This window comes from Sorangium sp. So ce145 (assembly GCF_051525985.1).
Lineage (GTDB): Bacteria > Myxococcota_A > Polyangia > Polyangiales > Polyangiaceae > Sorangium > Sorangium cellulosum_B.
On record NZ_CP150315.1, the window covers coordinates 4,078,689 to 4,099,187 of the forward strand.

Here is a 20,499-nt window from a genome sequence, read left to right on the forward strand (position 1 = left end):
GTTGGAGATCCCCTGTGTCGAAACGGTGGTTCGAGCGGCCCGCGCCAGCAGGAGTACGGCCGGTTTCCGCGTCGTGCAGCGGTTCGCGCGAACTTGGCCCACCTTGTCCTACATCCGGTAGGTTCGCTGCATGGCGAACTCCTCCGCGACCGTGCCTCGCCCGGTTCCTCCGCCCTCGCACGAGCCCGCCAAGAGCGGCTTCGCTGCGGACGATGTTCCCCGGCCGCTCGGCCGTTACGTGCTCCTGCGGCGCATCGCTCGGGGAGGCATGGGGGAGGTGTTCCTCGCCTCCACGACCGGGCTGGAGGGGGCCGAGCGCCCCGTCGTCGTGAAGATCATCCGCCGCGAGCACGCGTCCGATCCGAGCTACATCGCCCGCTTCCTGGACGAGGCGCGGGTGCAGGCGCAGCTCCAGCACTCCGGCGTCGCGCAGGTCATCGAGGCGGACGTCGACCCCGCGACGGGGGAGCCTTACGCGGTGGTCGAGCACGTCGAGGGCCGGAGCCTCGGCGAGGTCCGGGCCCGCGCGGTGCAGCTCGGGCACCGCTTCGACTGGGCGGAGGCGGTCGCGATCGCGACGATGATCGCCGAGGCGCTCGCCCACGTGCACGAGCGCAGGGACCCGTCGGGCGCCGCGCTCGCCATCGTCCACCGCGATCTGTCGCCGCAGAACGTGATGCTCGGCTTCGCCGGCGACGTGAAGATCATCGATTTCGGCACCGCCCGCGGCCAGAACCGGCGCTGCCACACGGTCGCGGGCGTCGTCTTCGCGAAGCCGGGCTACGTCGCGCCGGAGGTCGCCAACGGCGACCCGGGCGACGCGCGGGTCGATCTCTATGCGCTCGGGATCATGCTCTGGGAGCTGTGCGCGGGGCGCCGGTTCCTGCAGGGCGACGCGCAGACGCACATGGCCGCGGTCGCGCGCAACCAGAACGACCCGCCGCCGATCGCGCTGTCGCTCGGGGCCCCGTCGGCGCTCGACGCCGCCATCGGGCGGCTCACGGCCTTCGACCGCGAGGCCCGGTACCCGTCGAGCCGCGCCGCCGCGCGCGACCTCGCCGCGCTCCTCGGGGCGGCGGTCGCCCTGCCCGGCGGCGAACGCGGCGTGCGCGCGCGGGCCGCGCACCTGATGCAGCGCCTGTTCCCTGGCGAGCCGGGGCGCTCGCGCGGCGAGTTCGCGGCCCTCGTCGCCGCCGCCAAGGCCCATCGCGCCACGGCCGTGACGCCGGTGAGCCCGCGCGCCGAGGCCATGGCCTCCGCCGAGCGCGTGGACGACGGCACGCTGCCCGGGACGCGCTACCGGCTGCTGCGCGAGATCGGGACGGGCGCGAGCAGCACCGTCCACGAGGCGGAACACGTCGATCTGGGGCGCCGCGTGGCGCTCAAGGTCGTCTCGGCGGAGCACTCGGCGACCGACGTGATCGCGAGCCGCTTCCGCCGCGAGGCTCGCGTCCTCTCGCGCCTCTCCCACGAGCACCTCGTGAAGGTCCACGATTTCGGCATGGCCGCGGACGGCCGGCTGTTCTGCGCCATGGACCTCCTGGAGGGCGAGACGCTCGACGCCCTGCTCGTCCGCGGCGGCGCGATCGACTGGAGGGACGCGCTCGCGATGGCCGCCAAGGTGCTGAGCGCGCTCGAGCTCGCGCACGCCGAGGGGCTCGTTCACCGGGACATCAAGCCCGAGAACCTCTTCATGACGCGCCCTCGCGGCGCCGAGGGGGCGCTCTCCCTCGCGGACGCCGGCCTGAAGCTGCTCGATTTCGGGCTCGCGAAGCGCCTCTCCGAGGATCGCGGCGAGGCCTGTGGCGTCGCGGACGAGACGGGGGCCGGCGAAGGGCCGGCCCGGGCCGCGGTCGCGATCGTCGGGACGCCCGAGTACATGGCCCCCGAGCAGGCCGCGTCGGGGCGCATCGACGGGCGCGCCGATCTCTACGCGCTCGGCTGCGTCCTCTACGAGATGCTCACGGGGCGCCTGCCGTTCGTCGAGCAGAGCCTCGTCGCGCTGATCGACGCGAAGATCAAGGGCAGCCCCGAGCGCCTCCGCGAGCGCGCGCCGACCCGGCAGATCCCGACCTTCGTCGACGATCTGGTGATGCGCGCGCTGGCCCGTCACCCGAGCGTCCGCTTCCAGAGCGCCGCCGAGATGCGACAGGCCATCCTGGAGGCGCTGGGGCGACCCGCTCGCGCGCGCACCCGCCGCCGCGCGCTGGGGTTCGCCGCGGTCGCTGCCGCGATGACGCTCGCGGGCGTGCTGGTCGTCGGCAAGGGGCGCGAGCTGGTGGCCCGTGTCCCCGCGGTCGCTGCGCTCGTCGGCGCTGCGGGCGAGGCGGCCGCGACGTCGGGTGATGCGGCGCAGCCCGCCGCGCCGGCCATCGCCGCGGAGGCGGCGGCCGTTGCCGCGGAGGCGCCGGCGGCAGCCGCGGAGGCGCCGGCGGGCGGCGTGCTCGCGGCAGCTTCCTACGCGCCGGCGTCCGTCGCGGCAGCTCTCGCAGCGGCCAGCGCGGCAGGGCAGGGGAGCGCCACGCCTCCGGCCCTCGCGGCTGTGCCCGCCGCCGGCTCCGATGCCGCCGCGCCCCGAGAGGGAGCCGCGCAGCCTGCGGCGGTCGTGTCGCCTGCGCAGGCCGCCGTCGCGAAGAGCGACGCGGCGAAGCCGCCCGCGAGGGACGAGCCCGCCCGGCGCGCCTCGGCGTTGACCGCGCGCGCGCCGGCGCCGAAGGCCGGCAAACCTGCGGCGCGCGGCGCGGCGGATCGCGCCTCCCGCGAGGTCGCGAAGCGCGAGCCGAAGGCGCGCGAGCGATCGTCCTCGTCCGCGGCGCGCGAGTCCGCCGCCCCGACGCCCGCGCGTGGCGAGGCTGACACGGCGACGAAAGACGCGCACGAGGATCGCAGCGAAGCGAAGCGGCGCCGTCACAAGCGGCGGTCCCGGGTCGCGAAAGCGGAGTAGCCGCGCGTCGCGCGGCGCATTTCGCTCGCGCGTGGGCTGCGGCGTTGTATACCGCGCAGCCTGCGATGGCTCAGATCGCCTTGTCCGCGCCGGGCTCGAACGCCGTTACCTCGGGCCCACCCCATCGCGCCATCCTGCGGCTCGCGCTGCCGACCGTGGCGGCGATGCTCACCCAGAGCATCGTCAACGAGGTCGACATCGTCTTCTTCGCGCACCTGCCGTGCCCCGAGTCGTCGAACGCGCACGCGGCGCTCTTGCCATCGCTGATCGTCCTGTGGCTGTTCGGCGGCTCGCTCAGCGCGATCTCGGTCGGCACGCAGGCGTTCACGGCGCGCCGCTTCGCCGAGAATCGCCCCGGGGACGCCGGCGCGGTCCTCGCGAACGCCCTGTTCTTCGCGATCGTCGCCGGCGTCGTGTTCTCCGCGATCGGGTACCTGACGATGCCGTACATCCTGTCCGTCATCATCAAGGTGCCGGACGCGCGGCAGGCGGCGCTCGATTACCTCGGCTGGCGCCTGCTCGGCGTGACGTCGATGGCGGCGACGTTCGCGCTGAAGGCGTTCTTCGACGGGATCGGCAAGACGCACATCCACCTGGTCTCGGCCCTCGCGATGAACGGGCTGAACATCGTGCTCTGCCTCCTGCTCATCTTCGGCAACGCCTCGCTCGGCATCCCGAAGTACGGCATCGCCGGCGCGGGCATGGCCGGCTTCATCTCGACCTACGTCGGCCTCGCGATCATGCTCGCGTACGCGCTCCTGCCGGAGTACCGGCGCCGCTACCGCCCGTTCGCCACGAGCAAGCTGTCGGCCCCGCTCGTCTGGTCCATCCTCAGGCTGTCGATCCCGAGCGCCGTCGCGACCGTCGCGATCATGACGGGCTTCGCCCTCTTCTACGCGATCGCCAGCAAGCTCGACCAGGTCGCGCCGGCGGGCGTCGTCTCGCCGCTCTGTCCCGGCGGCCGCGCGGAGCCGGTGTACGGCGCCGCGACCACGGTGATCGTCGGGATCCTGAAGCTCACGTTCACCGCCTGCCTCGCCTTCGGCACGTCGACGGCGACGCTCGTCGCGCAGTCGCTCGGCGAGAAGGACGGCGACAAGGCCGCGCGCTTCGGCTGGACCAGCGTCCGGCTGGGGCTCGCGATCTTCGGCGTCGTCGGCCTGCTCGAGGCGATCTTCGCGCCGCAGATCCTCGCGTTCGCCAGCAGCAGCGAGCTCGTCCAGGCCGCGGCGCTCCGGCCGCTCCAGATCATGGGCATCTGCACGCCGCTCGTCGCGGTCGGCATGATCCTCACGCAGGCGCTCTTCGGCGCGGGCAACACGATGTTCGTGATGATCGTGGAGCTCATCCTGCACTTCACCTGCCTCGTCCCGCTGGCGTGGCTGCTCGGCATCACGCTCGGCTTCGGCCTGATGGGCATCTGGGGCGCCGGCGTCGTCTACGTGGTCCTCCTCGCCGCGATCATGGTGTGGAAGTTCCGCTCGGGGGACTGGAAGAAGATCCGGCTCGACGGCCAGAAGCCCGTCGACGAGGCCGCGCTCGGCGAGGGCGGCGGCGGGGCGAGCGCGTAGGGGCTCTGAGCCGAGCGGCTCAGCGCGGGAAAGCGGCGGCGTTCCCGCCGTCGACGGTCACGACGCAGCCCGTCGTGGCCTCGGCGGTCGCGAGATAGAGGAAGGCCTGCGCCACGTCCGCCGCGGTGGTCTCGCGCCGGAGCAGGTTGTCGCGGAAGTAGTCGTCGACCGAGACGTTGCGGGCGTGGGCGCGCGCCTCCAGCAAGCCGGCGCCGAAGAGCGCGGTGCGGATCCGGTCGGCGTTCACGGCGTTGGCCCGGATGCCCTGAGGTCCGAGGTCCACGGCGTACTGGCGCATCAGCGAGACGAGCGCCGCCTTGGCGACGCCGTAGGGGCCGAAATCGGGCCCCTGGTTGAACGCGCTCTTCGACGCGTTGAACAGGATCGCGCCGCCTGAGCCCTGCGCGAGCAGCACCCGCGCCGCCGCGCGGGCGACGTTCTGGTGGCCGAGCAGGTTCAGCTCGAGCGACGCGCACAGGGCCTCGTGCCCCTCGGACGTGTGGAGGGCTCCAGAGAACGCGCGGCCGGCGTTCGACACGACGACGTCGACGCCGCCGAAGTGCGCCGCGCTCTGCGCGAACGCGCGGTGCACGCTCGCCTCGCTGCGCACGTCGCAGGCGACCTTCATGCAGCGGCCGCGGTAGCGGCCCCCGAGCTCGGCGGCGGCCTTCTCGAGCGACTCCTCGTCGCGATCCGCCAGCACCACGTGCGCCCCCGCGGCGAGGAACGCCGCCGCCGTCGCGCGGCCGATCCCCGAGGCGGCGCCGGTGATCAGCGCGATCCGCCGATCGAGCGGGCCCCGCTGGCCTGCGCCGAGCTTCAGCTTCGCCTGCTCGAGGCTCCAGTACTCCATGTCGAAGAGATCGAGCTCGGGGACCGGCTGGTACCCGCCGAGCGCCTCGGCGGCCTCGATCACGGAGACGGTATGGGCGTAGACGTCCGCGACGATCTCGGCCTCGGCGCGGGAGCCGCCCACGCACAGCGCGCCCGCCCCGGGGAACAGCAGCACCCGCGGGAACGGATCGAGCTCGTCGCGAACGACGCCACGCGCCGCGCAGGAGCGGCGGAAGTACTCGTGGTACTCGTCCACGTACCTCGCGATGGCCTGCTCGACGGTCGCGCGGAAGCGCGCCGTGTCGGCGATGTCGTGGCCGTGGATGACGAGCGGCCGCGCCTTGGTGCGGATGACGTGATCCGGCGTGGCGCAGCCGATCTGCGAGACCCTGGCCAGATCGTCGCGCGCGCAGAACGCGAGCAGCTCCAGGCCGGTGCGGAGCGTAGAGACCCAGGGGCGCCCCGACGCGCGGGCGAGCGCTCCGCGGACGACCGGCCCGATGGCGGCCCGGAGGTCCGGATCCGCCACGACCGTGGGGTGCGAGACGATCACGCTGCGCTCGGCGATGTAATGCTCGGCGCGCGTCACGGCGTCGATCATGCGCGTGTAGCTCTCCTCGGCGGTGTCTCCCCACGTGAAGACGCCGTGCTTGTCGAGGATCATCAGCGACGGGAGCGCCCCGTGTGCGAGGCGCTCCCGGACGAGCTCGGCGACGCGGCGGGCGAGCGCGAAGCCCGGCATGACGTACGGCACGAAGAGCGCGCCGTCCCCGTAGATCGCCTGGACGACCTCGGCCGAGCCGGGCTGATCGATGACCGCGAGCACCGCGTCCGCGTGCGTGTGATCGACGAACTTCGCGGGGATGATCGCGTGCAGCAGCGCCTCGACCGACGGCGTCGGGCTCGCCGGATCCAGCATCTGGCCGCGCAGCAGCGCGACCATCTGCTCGTCGGTCATCGCCTCGAGCGCGCAAGCGCGCTGGAGCGGCGCGAGGCGGCACGCCGGGAAGCCGCGCGGCTCGATGGTCGCGAGGTCCCACCCGCTGCCCTTGATGAAGAGCACGTCGACGCGATCGCCGAGCAGGTCGACGGCCGTGCTCTTGACGCTCGTGTTCCCGCCGCCGTGGAGGACGAGCGACGGATCGGCGCCGAGCAGGCGGGAGGTGTAGACGCGGAGGGCGAGATCCTCGCCCCAGGTCGAGGCGTAGGTGTCGAGGTGGCGCTGGGCTTCGTCCTTGCTGTGGCGAGGATCCATCGATCGGCCGCCTACCCCAGCGGCGGAGGCGCCGAAAGCCCGCCGCTCAGTAGCGGTAGTTCTCGGCCTTGAAGGGGCCCTCGGCGGGGACGCCCAGGTACTTCGCCTGCTCCGTCGTGAGCTGGGTCAGCTCGACCCCGAGCTTCGGCAGGTGCAGCGCCGCGACCTTCTCGTCGAGCTTCTTCGGCAGCAGGTGGACGCCGATCGTGTGCTTCTCGGTCCACAGGGCGATCTGCGCGAGGACCTGGTTGGAGAACGAGGTCGACATCACGAACGACGGGTGGCCGGTGGCGCACCCGAGGTTCACGAGCCGGCCGCGCGCGAGGACGATCAGCCGCTTGCCGTCCGGGAAGATGAAGTGATCGACCTGCGGCTTGATGTTCTCCTCCTTGATCTCGGGGTTCTTCTCGAGCCACGCGATCTGGATCTCCGAGTCGAAGTGCCCGATGTTGCAGAGGATCGCCTCGTCCTTCATCGCGAGCATGTGCTCCGCCCGGACGACGTCGGCGCAGCCGGTCGCCGTGACGAAGATGTCGCCGACCGGGGCGACGGTCTCGAGGCGCTTCACCTCGTAGCCCTCCATCGCCGCCTGCAGCGCGCAGATCGGGTCGATCTCGGTGATGATCACGCGCGCCCCCAGGCCGCGCAGCGACTGCGCGCACCCCTTGCCGACGTCGCCGTAGCCGCACACGACGGCGACCTTGCCGGCGAACATCACGTCGGTGGCCCGCTTGATCCCGTCGCCCAGCGACTCGCGGCAACCGTAGAGGTTGTCGAATTTGCTCTTGGTCACCGAGTCGTTGACGTTGATCGCGGGCACCTTCAGCTTGCCCGCGCGGTGCATCTCGTAGAGCCGGTGCACGCCGGTCGTCGTCTCCTCGGAGAGCCCGCGGATCGGGTCGGCGCCGGTGAAGAGCTCCGGGTGCTTCTCGTGGGCGACGATCGTGAGATCGCCGCCGTCATCGAGGATCATGTTGGGCCCCTTGCCGCCCTTGAAGGCGTAGAGCTGCTGCTCGATGCACCAGTCGTACTCCTCGAGGGTCTCGCCCTTCCACGCGAAGACCGGGATGCCGGCCGCCGCGATCGCCGCCGCCGCGTGGTCCTGCGTCGAGTAGATGTTGCAGCTCGTCCAGGTGACCTCCGCGCCGAGGGCCACCAGCGTCTCGATCAGCACCGCGGTCTGGATCGTCATGTGGAGGCAGCCGGCGACGCGCGCGCCCTTGAGCGGCTGCGTCGGGCCGTACTCCGCCCTGAGCGCCATCAGCCCGGGCATCTCCTTCTCGGCGATGCGGATCTCCTTGCGACCCCAGTCCGCGAGCGTGATGTCGGCGACCTTGTAGGAGAGCTTCTTCTCAGCAGTCATGGTGTCCCTTTGCCTTTTCGGTGAATGCGCTTGTGCGCGCGCCGCGCCAGCCGACGAGCAGCTGCCAAACCAGGTGTCGATCCGGGCCTTCGCCCTGCCATGCGGACGGCAGCCGCCGGAGCTCGACGCCGGAGAGCCCGGCCTCCTCGGCGAGGCCTCGGAGGTCGCCCGGCGAGAAGCCGAGCCAGATGTCCGCCTCCTGCTCCCGGAGGGCCTGATCGTGGTGCGCCTCGTAATCGAGCACGCACACCGCGCCCCCGCGGGCGTGAGCGCCGTCGCCGCCTCCGGGCGCGGCCGGGCGCGCGAGCTCGACGAGCGCGCGCATCGCCTTCGCCGGCTGAGGCGCGTGGTGCAGCACGCGCGCCGCGAAGACGACGTCGGCGCCCCCGGAGAGGGCCTCGCCGGCCTCCGGAGGATCGCCGCCGAGCGCGCGCGCCACGGCCCGGATCACCTCGGGCCCGTCGATCTCGCCGCACACCAGCTCGACGTTCTCGAGGCTGCGCCGCCGCAGGCGCTCCCCGGCGAGCTGCAGCTGCGCGCTCGCGCGATCGAGCGCGACGACGCGATCGAAGACGGGCGACAGCACCTCGAGCAGCGCCCCGTCGCCGGTGCCCGCGTCGACCGCCAGCCGCCGATGGGGCAGGAGCGGCGCGAGCGCCGCGAGGTAGGCGGCGAGCTCGGCCGGCGGCCCCGGGCGCAACGGCCGCCCGCCGCGCGCGAAGAACTCGCGCGTCTCGGCGTCGCGCGCGGCCAGCACCTCCTCGACGCGCGCGAGCGTCCCGTCCGCCGCGCACGCGCGCTGGCCCGCGCGCACCGCGTCGTCGACCACGGGATCGGTCGTCGCGCGCGGATCCAGGCGGAGCAGCGTCCACGTCCCCTGGCGCCTGGCGAGCAGGATCCCCGCTTCACGGAGCGCGGCCGCGTGGCGCGAGATCTTCGGCTGGCCCTCGCGGAGCAGCTCGGCCAGCTCTCCGACGGCGAGCTCCTCCGCCGCGGCCAGGCCGAGGAGCCGCACCCGCACCGGATCCGCCAGCAGCCGGTACAGCTCGCACCGCGCCACCGCCTCCTCCGGTTGAGCCGGCGTCTCTGCGACCGAGACCATGGGTCATGTATATGTGTTGATGCGCATAGATGCAAATAGTTTGAGCAAGGCCCTGAACGCGCCCGATTCGCCGCGAAAGCCCCGGCCGACACGTGTGCCTGGGCACCCGGGATCGCACGCCGAGGAAGGCTCCCCTGCAGCGGGCAGCCGTGGCCGGCCGTGCGCACGGCGGGCGCCCTTCAATGGCTGCCCGCGCACGGGGCTCCTTCCGCTTCCTTGCGATCGCCGCTGTCGTGGTGCGCCGCGGCGCTTGGCTCGCGCCGGGTCAACCGAACGAGCGGACGGCCTTCTCCAGCTTCGCCTCTTCCGAGGAGCGGAGCAGGCCCACGGCCACCACGGTGAGGCGCTCCGGCCGGAACAGCGCGCGCGCGGCGTCGCGCACGTCGGCGACGCTGACGCGGGCGAGCTCCTCGTGCCGCGCCTCCGGGGTGCGCGTGATGTCGGCGAGCGCGGCGAGCCCATGGAAGCCGGCGGTCGCCTCGGCGTCGTCGAGCATTGCCTCCACCGACCAGAGGTGGCGGTCGCGCGCCTTGGCGAGCTCGTCCTCGCGCGGGCCGACCTCGGCGAGCTCGCGGAGCAACGCGAAGATCTCCCGGACCACCACGGTCGCGCGGTCGTGCTGGACGCCCGCGGCGATGTCGACGACCCCGTCGTCCTCGTAGGCCTCGAACATCCCCGACACGTCGTAGCAGAGGCCCAGCCGATCGCAGATCCGCTCGTACAGCCGCGTCGACATGCCGTCGTCGAGGACGCGGAGCAGCATCTCCACGGCGGGCTCGCGCGGATCGCGCTCGCTCACGCCCCGGAACGCGATCCGCAGATCGGTCTGGCTCGACTGGTTCTCGATGAAGCGGAACCTCGGCTTCTTCTGCCCGTTGGGCGGGGGCGCGGCGGGCACCTGCTCGCCGCGCGGCATGGCGCCGAAGTGCCGCTCGGCGACCCGCGCGCACGCCTCGGGATCGAGCCGCCCCGCGAGGCAGAGCACCGCGTTCGCCGTCGTGTAGTGCCGGGCGTGGTGGGCGCGCAGCATCGGCTCGTCGAAGCGATCGAGCGCCTCGATGTCGCCCGTGATGGTGAACCCGAGCGGGTGTCGCTCGTACATGAGCGCGCGCGCGTTGTTGTCCGCGTCGATGTCGCGCCCCTCGTCGTCGAGGTCCTCGAGGATCTCCTCGCGCACGATGCCGCGCTCGACCTCGATCGCGGTGAAGCGGGGCGACGTCGTCACCTCGCCCAGCAGGGCGAGCACCGGCTCCAGGTTCGTCGGCGGCACGGAGATGCTCATCACGCCGTGGTCGACGTGGGTCGCCGCGTAGAGCGTCCCTCCGAGGCGCTCGAAGGCGAGCGCCTGCGCGTGCGCGGTCGGCAGCGTCGGCGTCCCCCGGAACACCATGTGCTCCAGGAAGTGAGAGATCCCGTTGTTCTGCTGGCTCTCGAACCGCGAGCCGACGCGCAGGTAGAGCGAGGCGACCGCCCGGTGGACGTGCGGTTGCGGGACGAGGACGACCTTGAGGCCGTTCGAGAGGACGACGTCGCGCGCGTCACGCAGGGGGAGCGACGTCATTCCCCCTCTTCGAGCGGCAGCGGCGGCTCGCCGGAGCCGTCCTCGGCTGGCCTGGACTCCTTGAGGAGGTTCTGGTCGTACTTCACCTCGCTGCCGATCGTCGACTTCAGCCGGCGCACGTACCCGATGAGCGCGTCGTTCTGCTTCGCGGCGCGCATGGCCGACGTGTAGAACTCGCGATCCTTGTCCCACTGCTCCTGGCTCGCGGAGGTCTTCTCCTTGAGCTGGATCACCGCATAACCGTTCGCCAGCGCCACGACGTCCTTGGGCAGGTCGCCCGGCTTGTCGAGCTGGAAGGCGATGCGCGCGGCCTCGGTGCTGTCCCTCGCGTCGGCGATGGGCGAGCCGGAGACGTTGAACGGCAGGCTCGTCTCGACGGTGGGCCGGTTCGGGTGCGTCGCGATCGTGTAGGGAGCCCGCGCCTCGGCCTGGCCACCCTCCTTCGCGCCCGCGTCCTTGTCGCCGTCCTGCTTCCCTGCGGCGGCCCCGCCGCCAGCCTTCGCGCCCGGCGCGGCGCCACCCTCCTTCGCGCTCGCCTTCTCCTTCGAGTTCGCCGGCGTGAGCTGGGCCATGTACGCGGCGAGCGCGTCCTCCAGCGACTTGCCGCCCGCGGCGGCGGCGAGCACCTGCTTCGCGGCCTCGGCCGCGAGCCGCTCCGACTCATGGGCGATGTAGAGGTCGCGCGCCGTCTCCTGCCGGCCGATCTTCTCGGCCTCGGCGTCCTTCGCGATCTGCTCGAGCTTGATCACGTGGAAGCCGTCCTCGGTCTCGATGAGGTCCGACACGTCGCCCGCCTTCATCTCGAAGAGCTTGTCCTCGACAGGCTTGCTCAGGCGCCCCTTGGCCACGCATCCGAGCTCGCCGCCGCGCGCCGCGCTCGGATCGTCGCTCGCGCTGCGGGCCACGTCGGCGAAGCTCTCGCCCTTCTTGAGGCGCTGGACCGCGCCCTCGATCCGCGCCTTCGCGGCGGCCTTGCCCGCCTCCGGCCCCTGCTCGGCCTCCTCGGGCCTCACCTCGACCGCGAGGACTCGGGCGACGCGGCACTCGGGCTGATACTGCGCCTTCCGCCCCTCCCAGGCCTTGTCGAGCTCTTCTTTGTTGTTGTCGGCCCAGGCCTGGATCGCCTTCTCCGACGTGTCCACGATGAGATCGCTGTAGAAGCGCCGGTCGAAGCGCACATAGGCGAGCGTCCTCGTGGATTTCTCGCGCGAGAACTGCTCGAACGCCTCGTTCTCGCCGACCCGGACCCGCGCCCGGATGAGCTCGCGCATCCGGGCGGCGATGAGCTCCTTCCGCTGGTATTCGCGGAAGTCCGTGGGGCTCATCTTCGTGATGTTCCGGATTTGCTTCTCGTACTGCTTGTTGTCGAATTTCTTCGTTTGCCGGTTGCGGACGTCCAGGTAGCGAATGAGGTCTTCCCGGAGGCTGAGGGCGTAACCGACCTGGCGGATCTTGTCTGCCGGGAGCGAGACATGCACCCTGCCAGCCACGAGCTCGCTCGTGAGCTCGTCGTCCGAGACGGTGATCCCGAGGCGCTTCGCGTCCTCGTTGAGGAGCCACCGCTCGTAGAGCCCCTCCGCCGTGAGCCGCCGGTAGCCCATCGCCCGGAGGCGGTTTTCGTCGGGGCTCCGCATCGCGAGCAGGTTCTTCGACGCGTTGAAGTCGATCGAGGAGATGCAGCTGCCTCGGACCTCGACCGCACAGGTGTTCCCGGCCGACTGCACGGGCCCCGTGCTCGGGCGGAACTGGACGATGAAGACGACGGCGATCGCGATGATGATGGCGGCGCCGAAGATTTGGCTCAGTCTGTTCACGAAGGGTTCGCTCCCGGGGCGTGCGCCGCTCGCTCTTCGAGCGGCCTCCCGCCTTGGCCTGGCGCGGCATAGCACGGCGTCGACGGCGTGTCTTTACGGCGGTCGGGAGCGGGGCTAGGGGCACATGCCATGGCAAGCTCGAAGTCACACCTCCCCGATTGCGGCCTCTACCTGACGACAAAGCCGCTCCCCGGAAACGAGGACAAGGTGCCTGCTGGCACCATCGTCTCCTTCCACAACCACTCGGACAACGGTCTGCCGACGGTGACGACGCCCGACCACAACGTTCACAACCGCTGGCACTTCCACGGCCCTGCCGTCGCGTTCCGGGGCACGACGTGGGCAGACTCCCTGCAGCGCCTCCCCGCCGAAGGGTTCTACACGCTTCGCAAGGAGCTCGCGTTCGACGGCGGCAACTGGCCGAAGGGCACGCTCGTGCAGCTCGGTTACACGCAGGCAGGCATGCCTATCCTGTTCATCGCCCGTGTGCGTTCGCGGCTTCAGGAGAACGACCTCTTCTTCTCCGACAAGGGCGTAGGCATCAAGCGCGAGCAGCTCTCCCTGCTCGAGCCCGTCTCCGTCTTCGAGGAGCCGAGCGACGGCTCCGGCCACCAGCCCGATCACGCCGACGCGCACTGAGCGGCCGCCGTAAGGGGCGGATCCTCGTGCACCGCGCAGGACGCAGCTCCCGTCCATACTGAATATCGACCGGAGCCCACATTTCTGTCCCCGGGTACGGCGTGTGCTTGTAATTTTCTTTCGTGATTCGACGCAGAACCCTCACACCCCCGTCACTCCAGATTCCACCTGAGCTCCTGGCCAACCGTCGCAGGAGCCCACGCCGCGAGCTGAGCGAGCGGGTACGCCTGGAGACCGGCGAGCGCGCCGTCGCCGGCTGGACGCTGAACGTGAGCGTCGGCGGGCTCAGGGTGGTGATAGAAAATTCACTCGATCCCGGTACCGAGCTGACGGTCTGGCTCGACGGCAGAAGCCCGCGTCCAGGTAGGATAATGTGGGTCCAGGACGAGCCCGATGGATCGATCGTCGGGGTGTGTTTCCTCGATGGTCTGGAGGATCGGGAGGGCATCAACGGTCTGGGGGGCCTGGAAGGAGGCCCCTCGAGGTCGCCGCGATCGAGCTCCTGAGCCCACAGGAGCGCGCCGGCGCGCCAGAGCGCCACACGTGGTCGGCGCTGTCGGCTTGACGAGGCACCCGCAATTTTGCGATGGATGTTCCTGCTGACAGCTGGGGGTAGCCGGAAACCAGCGGAAGATGCCGACACCCGCGGAGATAAAGAAGGCCCTGCTCCAGGCCGGATTCGAGGTCTACCGCACCCGGGGCGACGCCGTGCAGGTCGCGGAGCGGGTGCGGGAGAACCTCCTCATGGACTCGGGGATCGTCGTGGGCGCCGAGCCGCTGCGGGTCGGGTTCGTCGTGCGCGCCCAGCGCAACGACTTCCCGGGGGCGGCGGACGAGCAGCTCTTCGAGCGGGCGCGCAGGATGGCCGAGTCCGCCGTGGCGCATGGCTACACCGAGGCCGAGGCCGCCCTCCGCCACGTCCGCGACCCCGGCGACGCCGAGCGGACGCTCGATACGTGGTGCGAGGTCCACTTCGAGAAGCGGGTGGCGTCGCTCGAGCTCGCCGTCAGCGAGGTGGGGTTCGCCCTCTCGCTGGAGAAGACTGCCCTGCCGCGGTGAGCGGTACGCGATGCCCTTTGACCGCGCCGCGAGCCTGCTCGGGCCCTCGGGCCCGTTCGCGCGCGGCCTGGACGGGTACGAGGACCGACAGGGGCAGGTGGCGATGGCGAGCGCCGTCGAGCGGGCGCTCGCGGAGGACCGCATCCTCCTCTGCGAGGCGGGCACCGGGACGGGCAAGACGCTCGCCTACCTCGTGCCCGCGATCCTGAGCGGTCGCAAGGTCGTCGTCTCGACCGCGACGAAGGCGCTCGAGGACCAGATCTACACGAAGGACCTGCCGCTCGTGGCCGAGCACCTCCGGCTGGATCCGCGCGCGGCGCTGGTGAAGGGGCTCGGCAACTACCTGTGCCTGCGGCGCTTCAGCGAGCTCCGGACCAGCCCTGGCGCGGGCGCCGGGATCGCGGGGCGCTCGCTGCCGCTGATCGAGGCATGGGCGCAGGAGACCGAGATGGGCGACGTCGCGGAGCTCGCCCACCTCGCCGAGGGGGATCCGCTCTGGCGAGAGGTCGCGTCGTCCAGCGAGACGCGCCTCGGCGCCTCGTGCGAGTACTTCGAGAGGTGCTTCGTCACGCGGATGAAGCGCGACAGCGAGGCGGCGCGCCTCCTCGTCGTCAACCACCACCTCTTCTTCGCGGATCTCGCGCTGAAGATGGCCGGAGCGCGCCGCGGCTTCGCCGGCGCCGGCGCGCTCCCGCCGTACGATGCGGTCATCTTCGACGAGGCGCACCAGCTCGAGGACATCGCGACGGGCTTCTTCGGCGTCCGCGTCTCTCGCGCGCGGGTCGACTCGATGCTGCGCGACGCGGACCGGGCCTTCATCGCGTCGGGCCTCGCCGATCGCATCCTCGGGCGGGGCGAGGGGACGGCGATCACGGCCGTGGTGCGCGAGTCCGCGGACGCGCTCTTCGATCGGCTCGCGTCGCTGGGCGGCGCCGCCGGCGGCGGGGATCGCGGCGAAGCCCGGAGCCCGCTCGCCAGGGACGCCTGGTCCGGCGAGCTGCTCGACGCGTACCACCGCCTCGACGACCACCTCGAGGCGCTCGCGGCGTACGCGAGCGCGAACGCGATCAGCGAGGCGGTGCAGCTCGTCGGCAACCGCGCCGCGCAGCTGCGGGACGACGCGGCGCGGATCGTCGACCCCGCGACGAACCAGGTCACGTGGGTCGAGGTGCGCGGCCGCGCCGTCTCGTTCGGCGCGTCGCCGGTCGATCTCGGGGACATGCTGCGCGAGCACGTCTTCGAGCGGATCGGCGCCGTGGTGCTGACGAGCGCCACGCTGACGACGGGCGGCTCCGCCGGGGCGGGGTTCCGCTTCCTCCGCTCGCGGATGGGCCTCGACGAGGACGTGTCGGTCCCTGTCGACGAGCTCGAGGTCCCTTCGCCCTTCGACTACCCGACCGCCGCGCTGCTCTACACGCCGCGCGACCTCCCCGAGGCGACCGACGCGGCGTTCGTCGAGCGGGCCGCCGATCGCGCGGCCGAGCTCATCGGCATCACGGGCGGCGGCGCGTTCCTCCTCTGCACGTCGATCCGCGCCATGAACGCGCTCGCCGCGGCCCTCCGCGTCCGGCTCGGGCGCGCCGCGGCGGTGGCCCGCGCGGACGGCGGCGCTCCGGGGCGGCAGGCCCCGCTGCTCGTGCAGGGGGACGCGCCGAAGGGCGCGCTGCTCCGCCGCTTCCGCGCAGAGCGGCACGCGGTGCTCGTCGCGACGATGAGCTTCTGGGAAGGGGTGGACGTCCCCGGCGAGGCCCTGCGCCTCGTGATCATCGAGAAGCTCCCGTTCGCGGTGCCGACCGATCCCGTCGTCGCGGCCCGGTGCACGGCGATCGAGCAGGGCGGCGGCAACCCGTTCATCGCCTACAGCGTGCCGCAGGCCGCGATCACCTTGAAGCAGGGCTTCGGCCGGCTGATCCGCGCGCGGACCGATCGTGGCATCGTCGCGATCCTGGACCGCAGGATCCGCACGCGCGGCTATGGCCGCGTGCTGCTCGACAGCTTGCCCGACGCACGCCGGACCGACCGCATCGAGGACGTGCGCGCCTTCTGGGCGGCCCGCGCGGCCGACGCGGAAGCGGAGCGAGGAGGAGCGCCGGCGCGGACGTGAGGCGCGGCGTGGAGGAGCCGCGAGGCGAAGCGCGGGATGAGGCGCGCGCTGCGGCGACGCGCGCGCCGCGCCGGAGCGCTCGTCAGGGATACGACGTCTTCCCGTAGATGCACCAGGCACCGCCCCTCCGGAGGGCGATGACCTGGCGGAGCCTGTAGTCCGCCTTGAACCTGGGGTCCTCGTACGAGGCGCGGGAGGAGGGCACCGTCGGGGTCTTGCAGTCGATCCCGGAGGAGATGAGCAAGAAGTAACGCGGGTTCTTCGCGAAGATCGCGTCGGTGTAGCCGGCCCCGACCTTGTGCGTGTACGCGCCCGGCAGGCGGGAGACCTCGGGGCTGAGCAGCCCGAGCATGTCGACGACCGGGAAGCCCGTGCGGTAACCGATGTAGCCGATGTCGGCGAGCGCGATGGGGCCAGGCTCCGCGTTCTGGACGAGCCACTCCGCGGAGCGCCCTGCGGCGTCGTCCCAGAAGCCCTTGTCGTTGACGAGGAGGTTCCGCTGGGCCCGCACGAGCTCGCCGGCGCGGGTCGCGATCGTGATCGCGCCGAACGCCGCGATCGCGAGCGACGCCACGCGCTCGCGGCGCGCGGCGATCGCGCGGACCGCGTCGTCGGCGAGCAGGAACGCGAACGGCTCCGCGGGCGCGAGGAACCGGAAGTAAGGCATCCAGTCGCCGCCCACCGCGACGACGTACACGCCGAACAGCAGCGCGATCGACGCGATCGCGAGGCCGCTCCGGCGCCGGTGGACGATGGATGAGGCGACCGAGAGGATCCCGAGCCACAGGAAGGCGCCGGCGTGCTGCGCGTACTTGCGGACGTAGTCGCCTCCGCCCTGGATCTGCTGCGCGAAGTCGCCCGTCTTCGCGGCGAGCGTGTTCGGGAGCCACGCGCCGTAGTAGCTGTGCCGCCACACGAGGTGCGCGGCGACCGGGAGCGCGAACGCGACCAGGCGCAGCACGCTCCGGCGCGAGAGCGCCTGCTCCGAGTGCCAGACGACGAGCAGCCCGAGGAACAGCGGCGCCTCCGGGCGGGTGAGCGCGGCGAGCGCGAACACCGCGCCGGACCAGGGGAACCATGAGGACCATGAGGAGACGAGCGCGGGTCGAGCGTCGCTGTCGTCGCTGGCGGCGTCCTCTTCGCGGAAGAAGAGCTCGGTCCCCGCGAGCGTGAGCAGGAGGAACAGCGGCGTCTCCAGCCCGAACACCGCGTAGCCGGAGAAGAGGACGCTCATCGCGAGCAGCCACGTCGCGAGGCAGGGCACGTTCGAGAACGGACGCAGCCGCCTGGAGAGGAGGTAGGTCGGGACGAGCGCACCTGCGGCGCAGGCGGCGCCGAGCACCTTCGACGCAGCCGCCGGCGCCGCGCCGAGCTTCACCGCCGCGGCGAGGAGCACCGTCCAGAGGAAGTTCGTGTAGCCCTCGACGCGCTCGCCCACGTTGTAAACGAGCCCGTTTCCGTTCGCGAGGTTCTCCGCGTACCGGAACGAGATGTATGCGTCGTCGATCGTGAAGCTCGCGACGCGGAGCGCGGCCGCGATCGTGATCACCATCGGCGCGAGCAGCCCGAGCGTGAGCTCCAGCGAGGCGGGGAGGGGAGCGCCGGCGAGCCAGGTTCGAAGATCGCGCGCCGGCGAGCTGTGGCGCTCGGCTCCCGACGGCTCGTCGCCTTCGATGGACTCGTCGTGTCCCACCTCCTCGTTCCTCCCCACTGCGGTCACGGGCTCGTCGCTCATCGGGCGCCGACGATACCGCGATTGTCACAGCCACAACGTCGAGCTGCGTAAATCGGGACAGGATGGTGTGCGAACACCCGGACGCAGTGCGAACGAAATTGCGCACTCTGACTGTAGGGCTACGCTGTCGAGGCAGCCACGGCGACGGCTTCCCGTGCTGACAAGGAAGGAGTCGAGTGATGAGCGAGCTCGTTGCGCACCTGCCCGTGATCGGTCCCGTCGTCGTCCTGGCGGCGCTCGCCTTCGCCGCCGTCTTCCTCGTGCGCAGGGCGTCGGCCCCCGGCGCGCCCTCTTCCGCGCTGTCCGTGAAGGAGCGGGCCATCGTGGCGGCCTGCGCTGACGCCCTGTTCCCGGCCGGGGGCCCGATCCCGGTCTCCGGCACGGAGGCCGGGCTGGTCGAGTACGTGGACCGCTACGTCGCGCGCACACCGCGGCCTCTCCGGCCCTACATGCGGCTGCTGTTCCACTTCGTCGAGCTCTCGCCCTGGGTCTTCGGGCCGCGCCGCGCACGCTTCACGCGCCTCCCGCAGGCCGATCGCATCGCGGTGCTCGCGTCGATGGCGCAGAGCTGCATCTACCTCCGGCGGGTGACGTTCCTCTCGCTGCGGACGATGCTCTCGATGGGGTATCTCGCGAACGAGAAGGTCGCCGGCGCGATCGGCGTCGCCTGCTGCGCCACGCCCTTCGAGCGCCGCGCCGCCGGGAGAGCGGCGGGTGAGCTCGCCGCCGCGGCGCCCCCGTCGCTCGCGCCGGGGGTGACGGCGTGAAGCTCCCCGTCTTCCCGGAGCCGCCTCGCGCCGCGGGCCGCGAGCGGCGCTCGCTCTCCGAGGCGACGCTCCGATCGAGGGGCGCGGTGGAGCCGCTCGCGCCCGGCGAGCCGCGCTCGCAGGTGAAGGTGTTCGCCGACTACGAGCGCGAGGTGCGGGCGTCGTGCGAGGTGCTCGTCGTCGGCTCGGGTCCGGGCGGCGCGGTCGTCGCCAAGGAGCTCGCCGAGGCGGGGCGCGACGTGATCCTCGTCGAGGAGGGGCCGCCGTTCGGCGTGGACGATTTCCGCCAGGAGCCGGGCGAGTCGCTTGCGCGCACGCTGCGCGAGGGGGGGATGCGCGCCGCCCGCGGGCGCATGCTCATCCCGACCATGCAGGCGATCGCGCTCGGGGGCGGCTCGGTCGTCAACTCGGCCATCTGCGCGCGCTCGCCCGCCTGGGTGTTCGACAAGTGGGCAGAGCGGACCGGCACGTCCTCGCTCACCCTGGACGCGCTGCTGCCCCACTACGATCGCGTCGAGCGCCTGCTCGGCGTCTCGCCCACGCCGATGGAGGTGCAGGGCGAGCGCAACCTGCGCTTCAAGCGCGGCTGCGACGCGCTGGGGCTGTCGAGCGAGCCGACCCACCGCAACGTGCGCGGCTGCCGCGGCTCGGGCGAATGCTTCACGGGGTGTCGCAACCGCGCGAAGATGTCGACCGACGTCTCGTACGTCCCCGCCGCGATCCGGGCGGGCGCGCGCGTCTTCACCAGCGTGCGCGCCGAGCAGCTGCTCCTCTCCGGCAGGCGCGCCGCCGGGATGCGCGGGCGCACGATCGAGCCGTTCACCTGGCGCGAGGGGGCGCCCGTCGAGATACGGGCGGAGCTCGTCGTGCTCGCGGCCGGCTGCATGGCGACCCCGCTCATCCTGCTCCGCAGCGGCGCCGCCGGATCGAGCGGCTATGTGGGCAACGAGCTGCAGCTCCACCCTGGGCTCGCCATCATGGCGGTGTTCCCTGAGCCCATCGATCCATGGGAGGGCGCGACGCAGGGCTATCACTCGCTCCACTTCATCGAGCAAGGGATCAAGCTGGAGGTCCTCTGGTCGCCTCCGGCCGTGCTCGCCGCGCGATTTCCCGGCCTCGGGCACGACTACCAGCGTCATCTCCGGACATACAACCGGATGGCGCCGTTCGACGTCATCATTGCAGCCGAGCAGTCGCGCGGGACGGTGCGTCCGAAGCGCGGCAGCTGGGACCCTGATGTGCGATTCGACTACGCACCGCGCGACGTCGAGAAGATCCAGCGCGGTCTCGGCATCCTGTCCGACATCTGCTGGGCGGCGGGGGCCTCGTCGATACTGCCCGGGCTGCACGGCGTGCCCGACGAGCTGACGTCGCCGAAAGAAGCCGAGATCCTGAAGAGCAAACGGCTCGACGGGCGCGACACGATCACCGCGGCGAATCACGCCTTCGGTACGGCGCGGATGTCGAGGCGCCCGCGGGACGGGGTGGTCGATGAGGCGGGGCGCTGCCACGATCTGGACAATGTGTACGTCGCTGACACGAGCATCTTTCCCGGAAGTCCCGCCGTGAATCCGATGCTTACGTGCATGGCGCTGGCCGATCGCATCGCATGCGGCATCATCGAGCGCTGGTGAGGCGCGCGGCGGCGTGTCACCACAGGAGTCAGTGAGCCAGGGGCGCTGCATCCGTCGGGCAGGCACGGCATGTCGCGGACGGCATGTGAGGGGGGCTTTGCACCCGAGAAGGAGGCA

At 71.9% G+C, this 20,499-nt stretch carries 14 protein-coding genes; 8 read left to right on the forward strand and 6 right to left on the reverse strand.

Annotation, left to right across the window (positions count from 1 at the left end; genetic code table 11):
• Positions 1-130 precede the first annotated feature (130 nt).
• Both WMF34_RS15455 and WMF34_RS15460 read left to right on the forward strand, forming a co-directional pair.
• Positions 131-2,944: a protein kinase domain-containing protein gene (locus WMF34_RS15455; protein WP_437993746.1), complete on the forward strand. Its 2,814-nt coding sequence runs from the start codon at positions 131-133 to the stop codon at positions 2,942-2,944.
• A 65-nt stretch (positions 2,945-3,009) separates the two neighbouring features.
• The gene (locus WMF34_RS15460; protein ID WP_437993747.1) at positions 3,010-4,515 is read left to right on the forward strand and encodes an MATE family efflux transporter; all 1,506 of its coding nucleotides are present in this window, start codon (positions 3,010-3,012) and stop codon (positions 4,513-4,515) included.
• A gap of 19 nt (positions 4,516-4,534) precedes the next feature.
• Here WMF34_RS15460 and WMF34_RS15465 read toward each other — a convergent pair whose 3' ends face one another.
• From WMF34_RS15465 to WMF34_RS15485, 5 genes are all read right to left on the reverse strand, one after another.
• Entirely contained in the window at positions 4,535-6,604 is a 2,070-nt protein-coding gene (locus WMF34_RS15465; RefSeq protein ID WP_437993748.1) for a bifunctional aldolase/short-chain dehydrogenase, read from the reverse strand.
• A gap of 46 nt (positions 6,605-6,650) precedes the next feature.
• The gene (gene ahcY, locus WMF34_RS15470; RefSeq protein WP_012235594.1) at positions 6,651-7,967 is read right to left on the reverse strand and encodes an adenosylhomocysteinase; all 1,317 of its coding nucleotides are present in this window, start codon (positions 7,965-7,967) and stop codon (positions 6,651-6,653) included.
• The gene (locus WMF34_RS15475; RefSeq protein WP_012235595.1) at positions 7,957-9,069 is read right to left on the reverse strand and encodes an ArsR/SmtB family transcription factor; all 1,113 of its coding nucleotides are present in this window, start codon (positions 9,067-9,069) and stop codon (positions 7,957-7,959) included. The genes ahcY and WMF34_RS15475 overlap by 11 nt, the downstream gene beginning before the upstream one ends.
• A gap of 265 nt (positions 9,070-9,334) precedes the next feature.
• The gene (locus tag WMF34_RS15480) at positions 9,335-10,630 is read right to left on the reverse strand and encodes a M16 family metallopeptidase (RefSeq protein WP_012235596.1); all 1,296 of its coding nucleotides are present in this window, start codon (positions 10,628-10,630) and stop codon (positions 9,335-9,337) included.
• A complete protein-coding gene (locus tag WMF34_RS15485) occupies positions 10,627-12,444 on the reverse strand; it encodes a peptidylprolyl isomerase (RefSeq protein ID WP_012235597.1) in 1,818 nt (605 codons plus the stop codon). The genes WMF34_RS15480 and WMF34_RS15485 overlap by 4 nt, the downstream gene beginning before the upstream one ends.
• A 129-nt stretch (positions 12,445-12,573) precedes the next feature.
• On the opposite strand from WMF34_RS15485, the gene WMF34_RS15490 reads away from it, so the two are divergent.
• The 4 genes from WMF34_RS15490 to WMF34_RS15505 all read left to right on the forward strand — a co-directional run bounded on the left by WMF34_RS15490 (position 12,574) and on the right by WMF34_RS15505 (position 16,246).
• Positions 12,574-13,083, forward strand: a complete 510-nt coding sequence (locus WMF34_RS15490; protein ID WP_012235598.1) for a hypothetical protein — start codon at positions 12,574-12,576, stop codon at positions 13,081-13,083.
• A gap of 122 nt (positions 13,084-13,205) precedes the next feature.
• The gene (locus tag WMF34_RS15495) at positions 13,206-13,589 is read left to right on the forward strand and encodes a PilZ domain-containing protein (RefSeq protein ID WP_373372243.1); all 384 of its coding nucleotides are present in this window, start codon (positions 13,206-13,208) and stop codon (positions 13,587-13,589) included.
• Between the two features lie 127 nt (positions 13,590-13,716).
• Positions 13,717-14,142, forward strand: a complete 426-nt coding sequence (locus WMF34_RS15500) for a hypothetical protein (protein ID WP_012235600.1) — start codon at positions 13,717-13,719, stop codon at positions 14,140-14,142.
• A 10-nt stretch (positions 14,143-14,152) separates the two neighbouring features.
• Positions 14,153-16,246 carry an ATP-dependent DNA helicase gene (locus tag WMF34_RS15505; protein ID WP_012235601.1) on the forward strand — a complete coding sequence of 698 codons (2,094 nt, stop codon included), beginning with the start codon at positions 14,153-14,155 and terminating at the stop codon, positions 16,244-16,246.
• Between the two features lie 82 nt (positions 16,247-16,328).
• On the opposite strand, the gene WMF34_RS15510 is transcribed toward WMF34_RS15505, so the two are convergent.
• Entirely contained in the window at positions 16,329-17,981 is a 1,653-nt protein-coding gene (locus WMF34_RS15510) for a hypothetical protein (RefSeq protein WP_437993749.1), read from the reverse strand.
• 179 nt (positions 17,982-18,160) lie between these two features.
• On the opposite strand from WMF34_RS15510, the gene WMF34_RS15515 reads away from it, so the two are divergent.
• On the forward strand, positions 18,161-18,748 hold the full coding sequence (locus WMF34_RS15515) for a gluconate 2-dehydrogenase subunit 3 family protein (RefSeq protein WP_437993750.1): 588 nt from the start codon (positions 18,161-18,163) through the stop codon (positions 18,746-18,748).
• A complete protein-coding gene (locus WMF34_RS15520; protein WP_437993751.1) occupies positions 18,745-20,382 on the forward strand; it encodes a GMC family oxidoreductase N-terminal domain-containing protein in 1,638 nt (545 codons plus the stop codon). The genes WMF34_RS15515 and WMF34_RS15520 overlap by 4 nt, the downstream gene beginning before the upstream one ends.
• Positions 20,383-20,499 lie beyond the last annotated feature (117 nt).